The 20,575-nt window shown below is 60.1% G+C and carries 20 protein-coding genes and 1 pseudogene; 11 read left to right on the top strand and 10 right to left on the bottom strand.

Going from position 1 to position 20,575, the window contains the following annotated elements:
* The first annotated feature begins 55 nt into the window (after nt 1-55).
* The 4 genes from X744_RS144375 to X744_RS144390 all read left to right on the top strand — a co-directional run bounded on the left by X744_RS144375 (nt 56) and on the right by X744_RS144390 (nt 5,007).
* Entirely contained in the window at nt 56-1,852 is a 1,797-nt protein-coding gene (locus X744_RS144375; protein WP_023762045.1) for an AAA family ATPase, read from the top strand.
* A complete protein-coding gene (locus X744_RS144380) occupies nt 1,845-3,620 on the top strand; it encodes an ATP-dependent helicase (RefSeq protein WP_023762044.1) in 1,776 nt (591 codons plus the stop codon). The genes X744_RS144375 and X744_RS144380 overlap by 8 nt, the downstream gene beginning before the upstream one ends.
* A 140-nt stretch (nt 3,621-3,760) precedes the next feature.
* Nucleotides 3,761-4,366, top strand: a complete 606-nt coding sequence (locus tag X744_RS144385; protein ID WP_031260997.1) for a helix-turn-helix domain-containing protein — start codon at nt 3,761-3,763, stop codon at nt 4,364-4,366.
* On the top strand, nt 4,363-5,007 hold the full coding sequence (locus X744_RS144390; protein WP_023762042.1) for an RES family NAD+ phosphorylase: 645 nt from the start codon (nt 4,363-4,365) through the stop codon (nt 5,005-5,007). Before X744_RS144385 ends, X744_RS144390 begins: the two co-directional genes overlap by 4 nt.
* A 216-nt stretch (nt 5,008-5,223) precedes the next feature.
* Here X744_RS144390 and X744_RS1000000174055 read toward each other — a convergent pair whose 3' ends face one another.
* Nucleotides 5,224-5,361: a hypothetical protein gene (locus tag X744_RS1000000174055; RefSeq protein WP_023762041.1), complete on the bottom strand. Its 138-nt coding sequence runs from the start codon at nt 5,359-5,361 to the stop codon at nt 5,224-5,226.
* Nucleotides 5,362-5,764: 403 nt separating this feature from the next.
* Between X744_RS1000000174055 and X744_RS144395 the strand changes: the two genes are divergently transcribed.
* The 3 genes from X744_RS144395 to X744_RS0138195 all read left to right on the top strand — a co-directional run bounded on the left by X744_RS144395 (nt 5,765) and on the right by X744_RS0138195 (nt 9,613).
* Entirely contained in the window at nt 5,765-7,639 is a 1,875-nt protein-coding gene (locus X744_RS144395; protein ID WP_023762040.1) for an ATP-binding protein, read from the top strand.
* Nucleotides 7,640-7,759: 120 nt separating this feature from the next.
* A complete protein-coding gene (locus X744_RS144400; protein WP_023762039.1) occupies nt 7,760-8,203 on the top strand; it encodes a hypothetical protein in 444 nt (147 codons plus the stop codon).
* Between the two features lie 66 nt (nt 8,204-8,269).
* Nucleotides 8,270-9,613, top strand: a complete 1,344-nt coding sequence (locus tag X744_RS0138195) for a hypothetical protein (protein ID WP_156938619.1) — start codon at nt 8,270-8,272, stop codon at nt 9,611-9,613.
* A gap of 932 nt (nt 9,614-10,545) precedes the next feature.
* Here the strand turns inward: X744_RS0138195 and istB are convergent.
* The 4 genes from istB to X744_RS144415 form a co-directional block, all read right to left on the bottom strand.
* On the bottom strand, nt 10,546-11,280 hold the full coding sequence (gene istB / locus X744_RS144405) for an IS21-like element helper ATPase IstB (protein WP_031260992.1): 735 nt from the start codon (nt 11,278-11,280) through the stop codon (nt 10,546-10,548).
* The gene (gene istA / locus X744_RS144410; RefSeq protein WP_023762035.1) at nt 11,213-12,781 is read right to left on the bottom strand and encodes an IS21 family transposase; all 1,569 of its coding nucleotides are present in this window, start codon (nt 12,779-12,781) and stop codon (nt 11,213-11,215) included. The genes istB and istA overlap by 68 nt, the downstream gene beginning before the upstream one ends.
* A gap of 982 nt (nt 12,782-13,763) precedes the next feature.
* Nucleotides 13,764-14,003 carry a hypothetical protein gene (locus tag X744_RS0138180; protein ID WP_156938617.1) on the bottom strand — a complete coding sequence of 80 codons (240 nt, stop codon included), beginning with the start codon at nt 14,001-14,003 and terminating at the stop codon, nt 13,764-13,766.
* A gap of 319 nt (nt 14,004-14,322) precedes the next feature.
* The gene (locus tag X744_RS144415; RefSeq protein WP_031260989.1) at nt 14,323-14,529 is read right to left on the bottom strand and encodes a helix-turn-helix transcriptional regulator; all 207 of its coding nucleotides are present in this window, start codon (nt 14,527-14,529) and stop codon (nt 14,323-14,325) included.
* A gap of 261 nt (nt 14,530-14,790) precedes the next feature.
* Here X744_RS144415 and X744_RS144420 point away from each other — a divergent pair, with 261 nt between their 5' ends.
* Both X744_RS144420 and X744_RS144425 read left to right on the top strand, forming a co-directional pair.
* Entirely contained in the window at nt 14,791-15,357 is a 567-nt protein-coding gene (locus X744_RS144420; RefSeq protein WP_023762027.1) for a hypothetical protein, read from the top strand.
* A 109-nt stretch (nt 15,358-15,466) separates the two neighbouring features.
* Nucleotides 15,467-15,823 carry a hypothetical protein gene (locus X744_RS144425; protein WP_023762026.1) on the top strand — a complete coding sequence of 119 codons (357 nt, stop codon included), beginning with the start codon at nt 15,467-15,469 and terminating at the stop codon, nt 15,821-15,823.
* 141 nt (nt 15,824-15,964) lie between these two features.
* On the opposite strand, the gene X744_RS144430 is transcribed toward X744_RS144425, so the two are convergent.
* The 5 genes and pseudogenes from X744_RS144430 to X744_RS144440 form a co-directional block, all read right to left on the bottom strand.
* Nucleotides 15,965-16,552 (bottom strand): NADPH-dependent FMN reductase, encoded by a 588-nt coding sequence (locus X744_RS144430; RefSeq protein WP_023762025.1) that lies wholly within the window; start codon nt 16,550-16,552, stop codon nt 15,965-15,967.
* Nucleotides 16,553-17,137: 585 nt separating this feature from the next.
* Entirely contained in the window at nt 17,138-17,269 is a 132-nt protein-coding gene (locus X744_RS1000000176090; RefSeq protein WP_280948964.1) for a hypothetical protein, read from the bottom strand.
* 341 nt (nt 17,270-17,610) lie between these two features.
* Nucleotides 17,611-17,952: a hypothetical protein gene (locus X744_RS144435; RefSeq protein WP_156938616.1), complete on the bottom strand. Its 342-nt coding sequence runs from the start codon at nt 17,950-17,952 to the stop codon at nt 17,611-17,613.
* A 12-nt stretch (nt 17,953-17,964) separates the two neighbouring features.
* Nucleotides 17,965-18,207: pseudogene (locus tag X744_RS0138170) on the bottom strand (MFS transporter); the annotation flags it as partial.
* A 396-nt stretch (nt 18,208-18,603) separates the two neighbouring features.
* Nucleotides 18,604-18,762, bottom strand: a complete 159-nt coding sequence (locus X744_RS144440) for a hypothetical protein (protein WP_156938615.1) — start codon at nt 18,760-18,762, stop codon at nt 18,604-18,606.
* Nucleotides 18,763-18,875: 113 nt separating this feature from the next.
* Here X744_RS144440 and X744_RS1000000174620 point away from each other — a divergent pair, with 113 nt between their 5' ends.
* A complete protein-coding gene (locus X744_RS1000000174620; protein WP_023762019.1) occupies nt 18,876-19,052 on the top strand; it encodes a hypothetical protein in 177 nt (58 codons plus the stop codon).
* A gap of 495 nt (nt 19,053-19,547) precedes the next feature.
* Nucleotides 19,548-20,555, top strand: a complete 1,008-nt coding sequence (gene ligD / locus X744_RS05045) for a non-homologous end-joining DNA ligase (RefSeq protein ID WP_023762018.1) — start codon at nt 19,548-19,550, stop codon at nt 20,553-20,555.
* The last annotated feature ends 20 nt before the right edge of the window (nt 20,556-20,575 follow it).

The raw sequence follows: 20,575 nt of genomic DNA, 5'->3' as shown, positions 1-20,575 counted from the left end.
AATCACCCGCTATTGAAGCTCAGGCAAAGAAAAAGCTTAGACGTTGGGGCGGAAAATGTATCTCAGCAAGTTGAGCATCAGGAATTTCAGGAATTTTCAATCGATCGACGTCGCGCTGGCCGGCAATGTCGTGCTGCTCGGAGAAAACAGAGTTGGCAAGAGCAATCTGCTGTTCGCGATCCAACTCATTCTCGATCCGACACTGCCCGATTCGGCAAGGCAGCTGAAGCTCACCGATTACTGGGATGGCGGGCCTACCGACTACAGCGCGCCCATCGAGGTCCATCTGGAGATCTCGGATTTCGCGTCGGACATGTCACTGACCGCGCTGCTGACCGATTTTCGGGCGCCTCATGATCCGAGTATCGCACGGCTCAGCTACATCTTCCGCAAGAAGTCGGACGTTGCCGGGCCGCCTCAATCGGGCGCCGATTGCGAGTTTCTGGTCTTTGGCGGCGGCGACGAAACACGTTCGCTGCCGAGCAAGATGCGCCGGCGCATTGCGATCGATCTGCTCGATGCCTTGCGCGACGCGGAAGGTCAGCTCAGCAGCTGGCGGGCCTCCCCGCTGCGCCATCTGCTCGAAGAAGCCGTCTCAGCGATAAGCCGCGCGGATCTCGGCACTGTCGCGACCGAGCTGGACAAGGCGAGCAAGACGCTTGAGGCCTTTCCGACCATCAAGACGCTGGAAGATGAACTGCGTGCCGGGATAGCCCGTTTGTCGGGAAAGGCGCATGACATCGATGCGCGCCTGAGATTTGCACCGGCCGACCCGCTTCGCCTGTTCCGGGCGATTGCGATGTTCATCGATGATGGCAAACGCGGCATCGCCGAGGCCAGCCTGGGATCGGCGAACGTGGCCCTGCTGGCGCTGAAGCTTGCGGAATTCGCCTGGCGCCGGAAGAAGAACGAGCGCAATTTCTCGCTGCTGTGCATCGAAGAGCCGGAGGCGCACCTGCACCCGCACCTGCAGCGATCGGTGTTCGCGAAGTTGCTCGGCAATGCCGAGGCCTCTCAGGCCATGATCGTCACCAGCCACTCGCCTACACTGGCAGCAGTCGCGCCGCTGCAGTCGATCGTTCAGCTGAAGAGGCGAGGGGGCGCGACGCAGGCATTCTCACTGGCCAACCTGCCGGTGACGCCCGACGAACTAGATGATCTGGAGAACTATCTCGACGCGTCCCGCGCCGAACTCTTGTTCGCGCGCGGCGTCATCTTCGTCGAGGGCGATGCGGAGGAGGCGCTCATGCCTATCTTCGCCGCCTCGCTCGGCCATTNCGGCCATTCGCTTGATGATCTCGGCATCACCGTATGCAACGTCGCTGGCACGAACTTCCGTCCTTACGTCAAGCTCGCCGAGGCGCTGTCACTGCCCTATTGCGTTGTCACCGACTGGGATCCCCTCGACGGCACCAAGCCTCCTCTCGGCAAGAAACGAACGTTTGATCTCTGGCAGGACATGCTCGCCGTTCGTGGCAAGCCTCTTCTGACGACGGCAGATCTGGCGAGGTGGGAAGCATCAGACTATGCCGCATTCAGCGCCGACGCGGCGAAATCCGGAATCTTCCTTAACGAACGAACCTTCGAAGTCTCCGTCGCCAACACGCAAGCGCTATTGGACCCGCTCCTCGATATCCTGAGCGAACAGAATTTCGGTTCGGTGAGGACCAAGCGCATTGCCGACTGGCGAGGTGGCACACGGGTTGATGCTGAACAACTTCTGGCCATGGTCGCAAGCGTTGGAAAAGGCCGGCTCGGTGCCCGGTTGGCAAAGAAAACCATCGGGCTCAATCCGCCCGCCTATATCGAAAACGCCATCAACAACGTCGTGGCTTTGGTCGCCAATGCTTAGCGACCGGCCCCTTGTCCAAGCCCTCGCAGACCTCAAGGCCAATCCGGAGCAGGCCGCCGCCGTCGTAGAAGGAGGTCATTGCGTCGTGCTTGCCGGCCCGGGAAGTGGCAAGACCAAGACGCTGACGATCGCCATGTCACGCGCCGTGATCCAGGACGTACCCGATCCTCGCGGCGTCGCCTGCATCACCTACAACAACGACTGCGCGATCGAACTGGAAACACGCCTCGCCCGTCTCGGGATCGTACCTGGAGACCGCGCTTTCATCGGCACCGTGCACAGCTTCGCGCTGAGCCAGGTCATCGGCCCGTATGCGCGCTGCGTGCCCATTGGGCTTCCAGCGGACTTCAAGGTCGCGAGCAAATCCCAGATACGGGCCGCTGTGGAAGCGGCATACAGCAAATCGATCAACGGCTTGGGCAACCCTCACGACAGATGGAAGTTCGCCTCGGAAAAGCGCGTCCGCGATGTCGATCGTACGCGGCCCGAATGGCGGGGGCGCAATCCCGAGCTGGCTGGTTTCGTTGAAGCCTACGAGATGGAACTGCGCCGGCAAGGGCTGATCGATTTCGACGACATGCCGCTGATCGCCTATCGCATGATCAAGGCGAACGGCTGGATTCGCGACGCTATCCGAGCTCGTTTCCCCGTGTTGTTTGTCGACGAATACCAGGATCTCGGTCATGCGCTGCACGAGCTCGTCCTCCTGCTTTGCTTCGAAGGCGGCATTCGGCTGTTTGCGGTGGGCGACACCGACCAGTCGATCTACGGCTTCGCCGGCGCCAACCCTGAGCTGCTGGAAAGCCTGACGCGCCGCTCCGATGTGCGCACGATCAGGCTCCGCTTCAATTATCGTTCCGGCGCGAAGATCATTCGAGCCTCGCTCGGTGCCCTTGGCGAGGAACGCGACTATCACGGCATCGATGGCGCTCCCGACGGCGATCTCAGCTTCTGGCCAGTTCCGTACGGACACGAGAATCAAGCTGAAGCGGTAGCCAACACGATCATCCCGAAGCTTCTCGAACAGGGATTCGAACTGGGGCAAATCGCGGTTCTCTACCGGGCCGCCTGGCTCGGCGACAAGGTGGCAGCCGCTTTGAAGGAGGCGGGAGTCCCGTTTTTCCGAACCGACACGAACGCCCTGGTCAAAAGAAGTTCCCGCCTTGCGCGCTTCATTGAGGAATGTGCCCGCTGGATCACGGGCGGTTGGCGCGATGCCAAGCCGCCATATGCTCGGCTTCTGTCGCAAGCGACGACGCTCGTCTACGGGCGCCACGCCAGTGAGCGTGAGGAAGAGGAACTGTCCGCCCAACTCATGGAATTTCTGAGCACCTCATTCGGAAGCAGCGAAACCACTCACGTCTGGCTGCAACGGGTCGCGCGAGAACTCATCACGCCGTGGCGCATGATCGCTCGCACTCCCGAACAGGAGTGGGACGTTTGCGACGAGATGATCTCCAACACCGACCCGGCCCGCGATCTGGACATTCCATTGGCGCATCTCGCCGGACGGTCGGAAGGATCGGGACGCGTCAACCTCAGCAGCCTGCACAGCGCCAAGGGGCGGGAGTTCAATGCGGTCATCATGTATGGCGTAAATGCCTCCGACATGCCGAGCACGCGCGACAAAAGCACTCCCGCAGGTCTCCGTGAGGCCAGGCGCTTGTTCTATGTCGGGGTGACTCGCTCGAAAAAACACCTCAGCCTGGTCTATCAGGAGCACCACCATTCTCCATGGGTCTTCGAGCTGTATCAGCGAAGCCGGTAGGACCAAGGGCAACATAGTAACGTCCGTCGCCGGTGTCAGGCTTCCGCCGGAGGCCGCTCCATGCGGCAAAGACATCCACCCAAGTTGACGTGGGTAGATGCATGCATATATAATCCTCACGTCAACTAGAGAGGTCACTTATGGCTCGCCCGGCACCAAGCACGAATATTCGCGGGTCCGATACGCTTCAAGCTGTGTTCCTGCGACGCGCCACATCAGCGCTTGAGCGCATGACAGCAAGTGCGTCGCCCAAGACCTTGTCCGAAGCACTCGCCGCTCCGACCGATGCTGGATCGCTCGCGCATCTCCTCAGCCAATCAGACGTCATTGGATCGGCAGTCATTGAGCTCGATCCGCTCGTTCCAGCCCTTGTCAGGAATGTTGAACATCGTAAGCTCTTGATCGAGCGCGCGGGAGGCACTTTGTCCGCCGAAGATGCGGGACGTTTGCTCGGCATCTCACGCCAGGCAGTGGACAAGCGCCGGCGCGCGGGATCTATGCTTGCCGTCCGGGAAGGAAGCGATTGGCGCTATCCGGCTTGCCAATTCGACAATACGGATGTGGTGACCGGCATTCCAGACGTTGTGCGTGCCTACGCCTCGTCCGGGTCGTGGGTGGCGCTGGACTTCCTACTCGCACCCGATTCTGCGCTTGGAGGGCGCTCGCCACTTGAGGTTCTGAAGGCTGGCAATCGGGAAGCGGTCCTGCGCCAGCTGCGGAGCGAGGCGCAGGACGGCTATGCATGAAATCCGGAAAGAAGATCGCACAGCGCGGACCTTCCGGTGCGGCGCCTCCACCTCCTGATTGGCTCGGAAAGATTTCTCTGCCCATCGACGAAATAAGAGCGGGGCAGCCGCTGCACCGTGTTCACCAATCATCGTTCAATCCGATCTTCTTCGGGCCGGGGCCCGGCGTGCCGGCCACCAGCCGCTTCGACTGCGCCAGCGGCCGGTTCGGAGTCCTCTACGCCGGACTAACTCTTCGCGGTGCACTGGCCGAAACACTCCTGCGAAACCCACAGCGGCTGATGGTCTCCTCGATCGATATCGCTGGCCGCTCTGCCACGAGTCTCGTCTCGGTCCGGCCATTGCGGGTTGCGCGTCTTCACGGTGCCGGCCTTCAAGGCGTCGGTACAGACAACGCGATCTCGACCGGACCCTATGAGCCCTGCGGCCTCTGGTCCGACGCGTTGTGGGATCATAACGATCAGCCTGATGGACTGGCCTACCAGTCGCGACACGATTCCAGTGAAATCTGCCTTGCTCTCTTCGAACGACCGGACATTCGCCTCACCGCTCAGGAAACTCGCCCGTTGTCGCAGATGTTGAAAGAGCTGGCGGAGGTTCTCAACATCTTCGGCAAGTCGTTATCTGAGCCGTCGGCATAGCCCAAAAGCACCTCCAATGAGTGCCTACGAGGAGCTGGTCGGAAACTTGTCGTGGCGGAAGGCCCGGGAAAAGCCGGCTGGATTGCGATAGCCGAGGCTCAGTCAAGCAGCGAACAGATTGCCTTGCCGATCGTCCGGGGAAGATCGTGCGCCCACTTACTCGAAGCCGTGTGAATTCTTCTGCGGAACGTTCACGAAAGAAGGACCAGATGCGCATCAGCGCATATCGCCAACCTCTTCATCTGGCCGCAAATCTTCGAAAAGCAGCGCCGCGTCATCGTTGGCAGCAGCATGCCGGGCGCGAAAGGCAAAGTCGAGCGCGAGGGCGAGGTGGTGTATCCGGTTGCCCGCCACCTTTGTGATCCTTCCGCCGATCTAGCCAGCGTCGGTGATCGCGAGAGCGCCTCCCCCTTGCCGCGTGGTCGCGGCGACCGGATCGCGATGGTGGTTCTTCGGGACCCGGTCCGCGCGAGCTGCCGCCTCGGGGCATGAAGCCGCGCAACATATAGGGCCGCCTTGACCGAACACGGCATGCGGGGACTCGTGCCGCGTTGGAACGATGCCGATCAGGACGCCTAAGCCCCGGAAATTTTTTCGATCAAGCAGTTTCGTACGCTCGGCCCAACAAACGTGTTCGGCACGGCGAATGTCCTGGTCGGCTGCGAAGCCGACGATGCGCCTGTAACGATCGGCGTTTTCCAGCTCCTAAGGGTTGTCAAGGCCGCCACAGCGGTGGCCAACAGAAGGAGACATACATATGAGCAACGATTATCCCGAAATCGAGGGCGTCGAGCCGATCGAGACCGATATCCAGATCGCCGCCGACGTGGCCACGTGGGGCGACAGCGCGCCCCGGGGCGGCAAGGTCGTCATGAGCCGTGTCCTCAAGGACGGCGCGAAGGTGCCGATGTTCTTCGGGCAGACACTCATCCGCAGCCTGCGCGACCAGGGTTATTCGTCGACCACCTCGGCGCTCTGCGAGATCATCGACAATTCCATCCAGTGGGGAGCCAATAACGTCCGCGTCTATTTCCGCCAATCCGGCGGCAAAGGCGACTATGGGATCGATGTCGCTGTCCTCGACGACGGCAAGGGAATGAGCCCCAATGTCCTGAAGCTGGCAATGTCCTTCGGCGGTTCGCTCAACTACGACAAGAGGAGCGGGATCGGCCGCTATGGCATGGGAATGAAAACGGCCGCACTCAGCATGGCGCCATCATTCGATGTCTATAGCTGGGAGGGCGAGAAGGACATCTACCGGTTGACACTCGATGTAGACGAAGTTGGCAAGTCGCGCCTCAACATGATCGAGATGCAAGACCCCGAGTCGGTCAATGACCTTCCCACCGAGGTGGCCACGATCATTTGCAAGCCGATGATCTGGCCGAACCGCGACGATCAGCAGCTCGTCGCCGAAGCCGAGGACGATGTCTACCAAGCCCTTGGCGGCTCCGGCACCCTTGTCTACATCCCCGATTGCGATCGAATCGACGCCGCCAAGGCGCGGACCCTGGCGGAGCGGGCAATCAAAGACATCGGTCGCATCTACCGCAAGTTCATCGACAACGGTCTCAGGATTTGGGTCAATAACAAAATCGTACAGTCCTTCGATCCCACCTACTGGTCCCAGAATTCCCGCCACGTCCAGGTGGAGGGTATTTCTGAGACGAAATCGCGCTTGGTGGTCGCCAAGACCGTATCGATCGAGCGCTCGCCCGGCGGAGAAAAGGGCAACCTGAGTATCCGCCTTTACGAGCTCCCAATCGAGGACTGGAGCCAGTTGCCTAGATCCGTGCGCAAGAACTCCTTGCGCCTCTATGATGACCATAATGTTTCGATCCTGCGGAATGATCGCGAGATGTTCGCGGGTGTTGTGCCGGAGATTGCACGCCGGCACGGTGATCTGAATTGGTTCAGGGTGCAGATCGACTTCTCGGGCGATCTGGACGAAGCCATGGGCTTGTCATCCAACAAGCAGGGCGTGCGCCCCAAACCCTATGTCCTGGAGGAGATCTCCAAGGCCATCGGCAATGAAGTCGGAGCGGTGCGCGAACGCATCCGCAAGTTCCAGAACACCAGCGCCGCGGCGAACAACCGCAGCGGGATTTCAGCGGCGGAGCGCAAGGCCAACGAGGCGGAGGACATTCAGTCCGAGCGGATCGAGATGCCCAATCCGATCACGGATGAGGAGCGGCAAGCGCTTCATCAACAAATCCGGGAGCTCGCCGCATCCATCCGTCGCGAGGGCGAGAGCGAGGACGCCGCGATCGCCCGTGTCGAGGGATCGGCCTATTTGACGAAATACACCCATGACCCGTTCTGGCCCTTCTATCACGTCGAGTACAAAGCTGGCCGTGTGGTTCTGACCATCAACACCGCGCATCCGTTCTACGATCGGGTTTACCGCCCATTGTCGGAGGCGGCGCTCTCCGCCAATCCAGAGAATGACGGCGACGAAGATACGGCCGGTTTTTCGGGCGCCGCCGACGTGATGGTCGGGCTGCAGCTTCTCCTGTTCTCGCTCGCCCGCACACAGTCGTTTATGGGGCGCAATGAACCCGATCGCGCGAAGCTCTTCGACAAGATGAGGCGCGAATGGTCGGACATCCTGGCAACGCAGCTGGAAAGCTGATAGCTTAGCGCAGTTCGGTTTCGGAGCGGCATCGAGGACATAGCGTTCCTCGATGCCATCAACTTCGGTGCCGGGCCTTTTGTCGGACCGCCACAGCGGCGGTACACAACGGAGACACCTATGTTTTTGGAAGCCCAATGGGCGGATTACGCCCAAATTCAAGCAACTGCCAGACTTTCGGCCTCTATCACCCAATCCGACGCCAACGATGTGCGGCTTGATCGCATCATTGACGGCATTGCTCTCGGCACGGTCACGGAAGCCGCTGCCGTTGAGCGCGCCGTAAAATCCCATGCGCGCAAGCAACGCAGCCGACAAAGGGCACGCATGCTGACCGGACACGCCTTCACGCCCGTGGCCACGGCCAGCCCCGAACAGGAGCTGATTTGGAAACAAGCCTGGTCGGGTTTCGGGGACGCTTTCTCGACGCCCGAGTTACATCTCCTCTTTCGCAGCGAAATGCCCACGGTTTCCGCGCCGATGACGGGTGCCGAGCGGACGCGGTTGTCTCGGATCAGATCATCGGCAGCGTATAGAGCCGTCCGCGTGGCCGCTTTTGCATAAAGGGTGCTGGTCTCGCCAGCGAACGTCACGCTTTGAGCTTGTGATGTCGCTGTATTCGTGGCGCCCATGGGTGATAAGACGGGCTGGGCTTCAGAAAAGATTGGGCGGGACGTGATCTGGACGACGAAGAACAAGCGAATTGAACTCGAATCCGTGACGCCTCATGCCCACGGACCCGCTCCCGGGATCAGAGGACGTTCACCTGGCGTCGCCGAAATTCGGTTCACGCCACAGGAAATGTTCGGGGCAATGGCGAGGTGCCCGCATCTGCATCCCATCGATCCGGCTGCGGTCACCTTCGAAAGCGAGGGTTGCCGCCACCTGATCGCAAAGCATGTGAATGAACGACCCGTTGATTTCTCAATCCTGCCCTCGGTCAAGCGACTGAAGGATTTTTCTCGGACCCATATGATCGGGGTGGCCGGTGCAGCAATCGCCTATCTGCAAATGATCCGCGATGGCTATGTCTGGTGCGATCATTTCGAAAACCTTCACATGACCCGCAAGCCGCGCACCAGGAGGTCCCCGGATTTCGTATTCAGCAGGCCGGGTGACACCGACGTCGCACTAACGGAGTCCAAGGCCACCCACGGCAGCTCCCGGAAACAGTTCAAGCGCACGGTGGAGTCGGGCTATCTCAAACAGGTGGAGCCCCATCTCGGTTTCGAAATCAGCGGAGCTGTTGCTTCGCATGGGTTCTCGATGGGATCCTGGATGACGTCAGCCACCCGCGCCGAACTGCTTATCGACCACACCGCAATTCCAGCGCCCGCCGGTTCAGACAGCCCGCCGAGCAATCCCAACGTCATCAGGCGGGGCAACTATCTGACGGTCCTGTCTCTGATGTTCGGGCCTGCAATCGCTGCCGCTGCCCGGGCCGGCACATGGGTTCCCTCTGAAACACAGTTCCTTGCCGTCCATTGGCTCGACAGGGACTGGCTGATCGGCTTGTCGGATTTCCCGCAAGCAGCACTCTGGATCGCATCCGAAGACGAGGCCGGCGGTGGATTTGACTCGCGCCACCTGCGACTTTCGAACGACTTCGCGCTCGAGCTCGGAGTCGCCCGCGCATTTTTCAGTTCTCTGGCATCTCCGGACGATAGATCGGACCCGTTGGCCGAATTGGGCAGGATGGATGATGCCTTGATCGCTCGGGCCAGGGAAAGAGGCGGAGCCGTGTTTCCGGATGGGTTTGCCGTGCTCGGCAAAGACAAGACCGGCGCGCCGGTCACCATATTGAACTGGGATCCACAGCTGGATCAATTCAAAAAGGAGGATGTCAAGGTCACCGGGGAGCTGCCCGAGCCGGTTCTCCAGCATTCGTTCGAGGCTCCGACCTGGGCGTTCGAGCAGGAGCGCGAAAAGCCGAAGACCGAACGACTGCGTTTGACGGTAGGACGCACGGACTAGCGACAGTTGGTCGTACCGATGGTCATCAGTCCAGCGCGCGAACACCATCTGATGGGGAAGGTTCTTGGAAGAGAATAAAAAGGTACTGGCCAGGCTCCACAAATACCGGGCACTTAGCAATCTCACCGTCGATATGCTGCTTGCCGACAATCTCTTCTACGCCTGTCCCGGTGTCGCTTGGCACTTAATTGTAAGAATGCGGCGGTATGGTTCAGGCTTGGCATTTAATTGTGAGAATCTTGGGCGTCAGATTCTCAAATTAGCTGCATTTGAGAAGAGCCTCTCGACCTGCGCGCTCGGGCTATCATGTTCTCGGTGGCGTCAGTGAGTCTCACCCTGTTGTCACCCATCATGTGACCACGCAGCATTTGAAGCATCTCTGGTCCGACCCGCTCGACGATGGCTACCCCTGCCAGCAGAGCCGGCCGCAGGTGAAGCGGTAGGATCGGCTTTGCAGATGTGGGCAGATTCTCCTGTTGCTCGGCAATGACATTGCTGACGACGTCAAAATTCCTTGGGCACGCCCGATTGTGTGACAACGAGAGGACACACCCTTCACACGGGTGGGTCGCAGGTTCAATCCCTGCATCCCCCACCATCCAACTGACCGATTTCGTTGGATGATTAGACCCCCTGTCAATGATCACGGAATCGGGACCCCATATTTTCGCGCAAAAGGGACCCCGGTTTTGGGGCGGTGAAGGGCACGCCGGTAAGCGCCCGATCAGGCGGAGCTGGTCGGGGTTGNACCATGGTGCTGATTCCCCTCAGAAAACAGCACCACGCCGCCATGCAAAATCATCAAATGTGAGTCAGACCCCAAAAGGGACCCCGGTTTTGGGGCGGTGAAGGGCACGCCGGTAAGCGCCCGATCAGGCGGAGCTGGTCGGGGTTGCACAGCCTGATCGGGCGCGGCTGATTGGCTTTCGGCTTTAGCTTTGAGATCGGCTCTTGAAGCGCCAGGATTCGTTGCCGGTCTCGGCGATCTCGCAGTGATGGGTGAGGCGGTCGAGCAGCGCGGTTGTCATCTTGGCGTCGCCGAAGACGCTCGGCCATTCCCCGAAGGCGAGATTGGTGGTGATGATGACACTGGTGCGTTCGTAAAGCTTCGAGACCAGATGGAAGAGCAATTGCCCGCCGGCCAGAGCGAAGGGCAGATAGCCGAGCTCATCGAGTACGACGAAGTCGAGCCGGGTCAGGTGATCGGCAATGCGGCCCTGGCGGCCGGAGCGGGTTTCGGTCTCGAGCCTGTTGACGAGGTCGACGACATTGAAGAAGCGCCCGCGTGCGCCGTTGCGGATGAGAGAACGGGCAATGGCGATCGCCAGATGCGACTTGCCGGTGCCTGTCCCGCCGACCAGGACGACATTGCGCTGATCGGCGACGAAAGCGCCGGCGGCGAGGTCGCGGATCAGGCTCTCGTTGACCGGCGTGCCGGCAAAATCGAAGTCCTCGATATCCTTGGCCAGCGGAAGCTTGGCGACGGTGAGCTGGTACTTGATGGAGCGGGCCAGCTTCTCCGATATCTCGGCCTGCAACAGATCGCCGACGATCTTCGGCGGTTCGTGCTGCCGCTTGATGGCGACGCCCATGATCTCGTCATAGGCCGCGCGCATCCCGAAGAGTTTCAGCGCCCCCATCAGTTCCAGTACTTCGGTGCGTTCCATGGCTGTTCGTCCTCCTGAGGCTGTCATAGCGGGCGCAGTCGGCGATCGGCTCGTGAGCCAGCTTCAGCGCCTGGGGAATGGAAAGGATCGTGCCCGGCGCCGGATCGCGGCTGCGGGCCAGGATGTTGAGGATCACCGCCGACGACGAGACGCCGTGCTCGATGGCTTCCTGGCAGGCGGCCTCGACCGCGCTCAATCCGTCGGTCAGCACGCAGGTGAGGATCGCCACCATCTGCCGGTCCCCGTCATCAACCGCCTTGAGCTTGCGGCGCACCTTCTCCATGGCCGACGGCAGCACCCAGCCAAGGAACGGCGCGCCGTTGCGCAATCCGCCCGGCTTGCGGGCCAGCACCGGCACGTAGTGCCAGGGATCGTAGATGACCTCGTTGCGGCCGAAGCAGCGGGCATGCTCGCCCACGACCACGCCGTCCTGGCGGATAATGATCCGGTCGGCATAAGCATGGATCTCGACCGGCCGGCCGACGGCACTCGACAGCACCGAATATTTGTTGTTGTCGAAGCGCACCGTGCAGGTCTTCGACACCGACGCGGGAATGCAATGGAAGCCGTCGAAGCGACCGGCATAGGGAATGAAGCTGGCGCGCTCTTCTTCGAACACCTCCCAGACCGTGCGCTCGCCCTGTTCAGGATGCCGATGCGCCTTGGCATAGGCAACGCATTTGTCGGCCAGCCAGCCGTTGAGATCCTCCAGCGTCTTGAAGCGCAGCCTCGGTGTGAAGAAGCGCTCGCGCACCAGCCCGACCTGGTTCTCGACTTGCCCCTTCTCCCAGCCGGCCGCCGGTGTGCAGGCCTCCGGCTCGACAAGATAGTGCCCGCACATCTGCGCAAAGCGGCGGTTGTAGCGGCGATCCCTGCCGATGAAGATCGTGTCCACGGCCGTCTTCATGTTGTCGTAGATGCCGCGCGTGCAGGCGCCGCGGAAGAAGCTGAACGCCCGGTCATGGGCGTCGAACACCATCTCCTGCGTTTCGCGCGGATAGGCCCGCACGAAGAACATACGGCTGTGGCAAAGCCGCATGTGCGCCACCTTCACCGTGACCGTCACGCCGTCGAGCAGAACGATCTCGTGGCTCCAGTCGAACTGGTAGGCCTCGCCCGGCGCAAAGCTCAACGGAATGTAGGCTTCGGCCGCGGCGCTGCCCCGATCCGCCTCCCAGCTCTGAGCATGCCGCCACACCGAACTGTAGCTACCGTCATAGCCGAGGCCGCGAAGCTCCTCGAAGATGCGGATCAGTGTCAGCCGCTCCCGCTGAGACTTGGCCGCATTCGCCGACAGCAGCCGATCCAGCTCGTCACGCCAGGCGCCCATCCGGGGATAAGGCTGATGCTTGCGCTCGTAGCGGAACTCTGTCTCCTCGGAACGCAAAACCTTGCGCACCACCTTCCGGGAGATCTTCAGCTCCCGGCAGATCGCCTTGATCGACTTCCCCTGCACCAGCGACAGCCGGCGTATCTTTGCAATCGTCTCCACAACCAACATCCAAAACACAAGTGCCTCCGATCAAACCGGAGGCATCTTGATGACCCCTTCGTTAAGGGGTCCCGTTTGGACGAAAATCACCCCTCAAACAGGGTCCTCATTCCATGAAAAATCACAGGCGATGGCGCGGACAGGGCGCCACAAGTCCTGGCGGGGCTCTCTGAGGGCGGCAGCGATGTCATCGAATGCCCGTTCCATGCCGAGCAACATACATTGAAACCCGGAGGCTGTGAATCCCCACGAGATGGCGTCATCGCACCAGCTATTAGCGAAAGCTAAACTGGCGGACTGAGGCGTAGCGGGGTGGCGGGCATTTTAGCGCAGACTAATGGAACAATTGGCGGCTTCTGAAGTTTTGAAGCGGGAAGCCCCCTTCGAGCTTCCGCAGCCCGTCTCGTCCCACCGGACAAAAGGTGCTTCGAGGCGGGCTGGAAGGCCTGCAGCGGGAGCGAAACCGCGACTGGAAACCGACTTTCGATCGAAGGGAACATTAGCGGCTTCTAAAAGTTGAAGCTTGCGTCAGTGGTGCCCCCATCCCCTGCCAAAGATCAGGCCTCGGAGAGGCGCGGGCTTCCTAAACCGGAGAGTGATCATGAACAATATCATTTGGATCGTTGGAGCGATTGTCATCGTGTTGGCGATATTGAGCTTCTTCGGGCTCCGATAGGTCACGACAAGCCGGGCCACGACCTATATCGTCAGCGTGTTCGACAAGCCCGTTGGCGCACCATTTTGACGACCAAGGACAAGGCCGAAGCGGACGCGCTTGAGCAGGCAATGGTGCAGGACGGCGTGAACGCCCGGGTGGAAGAGATCACGCCGAAGCCGAAGCGACGTTAGGGCCTCGCCGGAAGCACCAGCAACAAAACCGCGAACGCTGCCATCAGGAGGCAGACGGACATCCCTAGCATGTCACGCTGCCTATAGCGCCAGACCGCGCCAGCGAGCATCACGACACCGATTGCGGCGATGTAGAGCGGAATCACTTCTGCACGTTGCCCTTGAGTATTTGCTCTCTTAACCAACCAGTCTGCGTGAAGTTATCGACAATCACCGAATACCATGCTGCGCCGGCTTTGCTGGCTGAGAGGGATCGGTGTTCGCACATTGAAAGGCCATGAACCGGCGTTCCATAGGCGTTGGGGCCGTCATAGCGATGAAGAGCGTGAACTTTGTCGGCGGATTTTTGCGACCGGAGTCGTCGCTGTACATCCTGGTCCATAGAACCCGATCTGATTCGGTGGTGGCGTCGCGGTCCTTTAAGTAGTCTTCCAAAGGTATGGGTTCGGAATTTTCCGAAGTCTCTACCCGCTTATAGCCGGCTGGCGCGAGAAGTCGTTTCTTTAGGACTGCTTCGCAAGCTCGGGTCATTGGGGCACGACCGGGTTGTAGTCACTGTTAAGCACAAAGAACGTCGCAACTGCCGCGATAGCAGCAGTTGAGGCCATCAAAAGCCACCTATTCAAAGGAAAGCCCTCCCATCCCTGCGATGGACAATCGCGCAACTGGCGCGCACGCGCAAGCCGGCTCCACTCGGGATCTCAGGGCTTCTGCAGCCTCACCCCGGCGCCGCCGCCATTCTCGGCGATGAACTCGATGCCGGCAGATTCGAGGGCGCGCTCGATTGCAGCCAAGGCATCCTCCGAACCGCCATACTTGCCTGTCTCGAAATTTGAGATGGTGTTGCGATGAACTCCGGCGGCCTTTGACAGGTCGGCCAACGACCAATTCAAAGCGGCTCTAGCCATCCTCACTTGTGCAGGCTTCACAACTCTTCGCTCTTGTGCTATTTTCACAAGTGTAAGTATCACAACTGAAGGGGAATTCCAAATGCCGAACACCTATGTTCCGGCGGCCCGCGAAGCTATGCCCGCTGCCATCGGGAGATTTTCCCGCCGCACCATCCTGGCCGGTATCGGTGCCGCCTCCATCGCAGCGGTAACCTGACGTAAAGCCGAATCATCTGGACTGACAGAAGCGGCGGGTTTCCTGGAGAGAAGGAATATCCGATGAACATGATCAATCATTCGCACTTCGAAAGCGCAGACACCGAGCTGTTCCGGCTCGAAAAGGAACTGGAACAAGCCCGCACCCGGAGGGAAAGAGCGGCGAAGGTATGCAGGAAGGTTGGTAGACGATGCGAAAAGCTCTACCCGCCGAGACCTTCGGCGTGGAAGGAGCCGGACATGCCGGAAGACGTGAGGACTGCGTTCAACGCCATGACGATTGCAGACATGGCGCACAACAAGAGGCCGGCCATCTACGCCGCATGGTCCAAGCAGATCGAAGAACAGAAAGCCGAGAACAAGGCCTTGCAGGATGCGCGCACCGCCAAATGGGAAGAGATCAACCGCGAAGGCGGGGTTGACGCTGCCGAAGAAGCATTCAACGCGATTTGCGACGAGGAATGGGAAATAGGCAAGCGCATTTGCGCGGTCCCTGCCCATACCCTTGAAGGCGTGACGGTAAAGCTTCGCGTGAGCGACATATTGGGACTAGAGGATTTTGGCGATCCGAACGCGGCGTTCCTGTCGATCGCCACAGATATCAGGCGCCTTGCAGCTCGCCTGAGTTAAGCGCGAAGGCAACTGGTGGCCCGCTGCCTCACGGTGGTGGGCTTTTTTCGCTGACAGGAACCTTACGCAGCGGCCAGCCGTTGAGCATGACAATCAAGGGAGGTTGAAAATGGCCGCCGACCAAAACAACGCCGCGACACCGAGACCGACCCAGCGCGAAGCTCAGGAAGCCTTGGAGAAGCAGGTCGCTCAGCTGAAGCGGGAAATCAACAAGATCAATCGAACGCTGGCAGAGCGCGCCGAAGAGGCCATCGAGGAAGCCACAGGCTGGTATGACAGCGCTGCCGATCGCGCTGGCCGTACAGCCCAGGCGCTCCGGACCGGGGCTCAATCTGTTACCGGTGCCGTCGAAGACAATCCGGGTACGGTGTCGAGCGCCTTCATTCTCGGCGCCGCATTAGGTCTGCTATTGGGTCTCACCCTCAACGCTACTGGGCCTAGTCAGGATCGCTGGTTCTATAAGTGATCATCAGGCTGCGCTGGATATGCCCAAACAAGTCGAAGAACTGGCAACCAAACGAATTCCAATCGCAGGGCGCGACGAGCCCGCTGCCTCACGGTGGCGGGGTTCTACGGCATGTGTCGGGGACTTGTGGACGCCAAGCCCCTATTCGACAGGCGTTAGGTCCGGTCTGGGAAGGGCGGTATAGACCCTTGCAATGAAGCCGTGGAATTGCAGCATGTAGTCGCGCAGGAACTCCTCGGTCGTAGGGTCGGTGACCTCACCTTCGTCGGTGATCAGGTTGTGTTTAAACTGGATGTAGGCCTCGATCGAGTTCATCTGTGGGGAGTTGCAGAAGCCAAGAACGCCGCGAAGGCTCTGCTGCGCCAGCGCGGTGCCGATCGAACCCGGCGAAGTGCCGATGACAGCCGACGGCTTTCGGGTGAACGAGTTCTGACCGTAGGGACGGCTCGCCCAGTCGATCGCGTTTTTCAATCCGCCTGGGATAGAGCGGTTGTACTCCGGTGTGACGAACAACACGGCTTCGACCCCGGCGAGTGCATCCTTGAAGGCCCTTGCCGGCGGAGGAAAATTTGCGTCGTAGTCGTAGCTGTAGAGCGGTAGGTCCTTGAACGGGATTTCAGTCATCGAGAGCTCGGCCGGCGCTAAATTCACCAGCGCCTTGGCCAGCTTCCGATTGAGTGAGCCCTTGGCAAGGCTGCCAATGAGATAACCGACTTTGTACGCGGTCATAGGGGATACCTCCTCGGGAGACTGCCAGTATGCGGCTGACAGCGCAGTCCCCATGTTCGAACGCACGCACCAGACATCGGTTCCCGAATGTTTGCAGCCCTATGGGCGCTGCCGCTTGTGGCGGCCTTTTAGCGGTGGGGACTAATGGGATTAGCGGGAACAATCCCCAAGCGTCGATTGCGCTTGGCGCCATCCCGCCAGATCATTCCGGGATGGGAGGCACCGACCTCAGGGTATTGCTGTCCGAAGGTCTGATCCTCCTCAATGAAATGAACGATTGAGTTGAGGACCCCTTCACCCCTTCCGGACAGGCGGGCCAACTGATTGCGCTTGTCGTTGGGGTTGGGGTACGTCTCGATCAGGCCAAGCCCGGTTTGACGTTGCTTCTTGGTGCCATATCCTTCAGTTTCGCAGCGAAATGACGGTCTGACGGCCCACCGGGAGCGAGGTCGATTTGCCGAGCGTATTCGGCCATGGGTTGGTCGGGGCGGAGAGCGATGAGGAGAAACAGGCGCATCTGTCGGACACACTGCGCGACGGAACGACCGTTACCACGGTAGCCACCAACTGCTCTGGCACGGCCCCTCACGCCGGCAATCCCGCCTTGGTCAGTCCTTCGCGGAGAAGCTTTCGGTCGTCGGCGTGTTCAAGGAAAACGCTCTTGCGCGTGTATTCGACCGTCGAGAAATTGGGCTGCAGCCGCAGGACCTCCGCCATGGCTGCCTGTGCCTTTGCTGTCCGACCAAGCTGGGCGTAGCACGCCGCGAGCCGCGCGACCGACCATGGGGTTGGCACCGGCGTCAGTTTGACCGCATGGGTGGGCCTCTTCAAAGCGCCGAAGGGAAAAAAGGGCGATGCCGGACAAAGGACGGGACCAGCGAGAGCGCAGTGGATTGAGGCGATAGGCTGCCTCCAAACAAGTCAATGCCTCTTCGTGTCGCCCACGACAGGTCATTAACCGACCCTTCATGAGCAGTCCGTCTGCATCGTTGGGGTTGCGCTCGTAAGGCAGATCGGCTGAAGTCTACTGGGATGGCTCCGGTATCGTCATGGCAGCTTCACCTGGCCTCGGTATCAAGGATGGACTGATGATACTGACCCACGCCCAGTTCGAAGCCATGTTTGCAGGTCTCGATTGGCGGCGGGTTCATGCCATCAAGACGAGAACGCCGGACATCGACGCCGACGCGACGGATCACCCTATAAGTGCGTTGACCAATTGCGGCGGCTTCCCCGACGTATTTGCGAATTCGGAACTGTCCCACGTTTGGCTGATAGCCGACTTTGACCGTGTCGCTGAAATTCAGGACATGCTGCGTCGGATACACCTTGAGGAACGTCATGCCGATTGTGACATATGGACAATTTCGAGATGGCAAGGGGATGACCGGCTGCGGCATCCCACGATCGCATCAGGCTGACCTTCGACCAACGACGCTCGCGATCGCCAGCGCCAGACACATCAGGCCAAGCGTGATCGGCAGCCCACCGGCACCCAGCACATCCATGGCGGTGCCCGCCAACGGCGCCACCGCAATGCCGCCAACGCCCCACATCAGCGAGAAGGCGGCATTGCCGGCGACCAGTGTCGAGCCGGTGAAGCGCTCGCCGAGCTCGATGATCGACATCGTGTAGATGCCGTAGGAAACCGCGCCCAGGATCCGCTCCAGCATCCGAACCAATACGAGCTCGAGGGTGCGAAAGCTTTTCAAGGACCGAATGCCGATCTCAGCAATCAGCGAAAAGAGATCGCCTTGCTCCGAGAGCCAGGCGAAGAAGGCTTCGACATCAGCAGCGGGGGTTGCGAGATATCGATCAGCGCACTGAGTCCCGGATTGGCGCAAAGCAACAGACACTGAGCGAGGCTATATGCGGCAAGGGACGCTCGAAAGCTCTCGCCATTCAGGCGGCCCCTCTCCGGCGAACATTGTGGAGCGCAGATGACATCAGCAACCATCGCCATAGGCGGCGGCACCGGTCAGGTTCGTCGCCTCAGCCGGCCAGAATTCTACGGCATCAGATCCCCGACCTGCGGCCGGCGAATGACAATGTCAGGTCGGATCGCCGTATTCCGCATCGCTCTTTGTCGATCGATGGCGATCGTAATCGACGGGAGGCGACAACATGACTTCTGCCTCGGCTCTGCCGAACTCCCTACCGATTTGGAACATCGCCCAGAGCGCGCTAAAACCAAGTAAAAATTTTAGCATGATCGTCCTCCCTTCAATCGAGAAACCAATGCGGGGGGCAGATAGTTCCATAGGTCCGGAACAATGCTCACCGGCGCTCGTTGCCTGTGATCGATGGGCGAGGAGCGCAGAATATGGTCGCCAAGAAGACGAACGACACAAGCCGCGTGGTGAAGGGCGCAGAACTGGAAGTTGAGCACCTGGCGGAGGTGACCGACGTCTCTCCGAAACAGGCCAGAGCGCTGCTTCGCAAGCATGGCGCGGACTGGCAGAAACTTAAAGACGAGGCAGAGGCTTTGAAGGAAGACTAGGGGCAATCCTTCGGCGACGGCTATTCTGCTCTACCCGCATGCCCGTCATGCGCAACCAAAATTCCGAATCTTTGATTAATTCAATCAAAGTACCGTCCGCACATTGCGCACGGCATTACAGCTCGAGGGAGCCGCCACCACTGGCTTAGGCCGGGCCCGTTTCGATTTTATTCTCGCGCCAAAACTTGAGAGTGTCTGATCGGCAACGCCCTCCTGGTTGCCTTGCAGGGGATCGCCGGTGGCATCCAGAAAGCTGCCCTTCCGCTTTCCACCCGAACGGAGACTCGACGCCGAAGATCGTGACTATGCCGAGCCGCGGCGGCGTTTTCTACCGGCAGTCCCGCGGCTTAGGCAGTTTGATCGGCATAGTCTCCGATTCGGGATAAGATCCCTGCGAGCACATCGACCGCATCAACGTGAAAACGCGGGATTTCCGATAAAGCTGCAGCGGTTATCATGTGGTAGTCTCGCCCGCATGACGACGCTTTATCTCAATTGGCGCGCAAGACGGTGAATCCCACAAAGCCGAACAAAACGCATCCGCCGAAATGGATCGAGCCCCAGCTCACGCGCCTGGTCGACGAAGCGCCCGACGGCCCGAACTGGCTTCACGAAATCAAGTACGACGGATACCGCATGCACGCGCGGATCGACGGCAGCGACATCCGCTTGCTTACCCGCACCGGCCTCGATTGGTCGCATCGCTATCGAACGACGATAGCGGCCCTGCGCGCGCTCCCGGTGAAAGAGGCATATGTCGACGGGGAGCTGTGCGCCGTTCGGGCAGACGGCGTCACCTCCTTCAGCCGCCTGCAGGCCGGCATGGTCGAAGGCCGCACGGTCGATCTTGTCTTCTTTGCTTTCGACCTTCTGTTTCTCAACGGAGAAAGCATTGCGAAGCTGCCGCTGATAGATCGCAAGGCGCGACTGGAGGGCCTGTTTTCGTCCGATATGCCTGGCCTGCGTTTCAGCGATCACGTGATCGGCGACGGGCCTGCGTTCCGCAAGCACGCCTGCCGGCTTGCACTCGAGGGCGCTATCTCAAAGCGGATCGCCAGCGCCTATGCATCCGGCAATCGCGGGCTATGGGTCAAGTCAAAGTGTCTCAACAGAGAGGAATTCATCGTCGTCGGCTGGACCGATCCAACTGGAAGCCGCCCCCATATCGGCTCGCTGCTTCTCGGCTACTACACCTATGATGGTCGTCTGATGTACGCAGGCCGCGCCGGCACAGGCATCACGATTGCAGAGCTCAAGCGATTGGCTGGCCGGCTTGGACCACTTCAGGTAGATCGAATGCCGCTCGACGTCCCACCGCCACGTGAGAGCCGGTTCGGCTCGCCGCTTGAGCTGTCGCGCGTCCATTGGGTCAAGCCTGAAATGGTGGTCGAGGTCACCTATCTCACCTGGACTGAAGACAATCTCCTGCGTCAGGTCTCGTATCAAGGTGAGCGGCAGGATAAGCCGGCCCGGCAGGTGGTGCGTTCCGTGCCCCATCCCTGATCGGCATCGGTCGCCGACCG

The organism is Mesorhizobium sp. LNHC252B00, from assembly GCF_000502955.1.
Lineage (GTDB): Bacteria > Pseudomonadota > Alphaproteobacteria > Rhizobiales > Rhizobiaceae > Mesorhizobium.
This window is presented reverse-complemented; position numbering and strand designations above follow the sequence as displayed.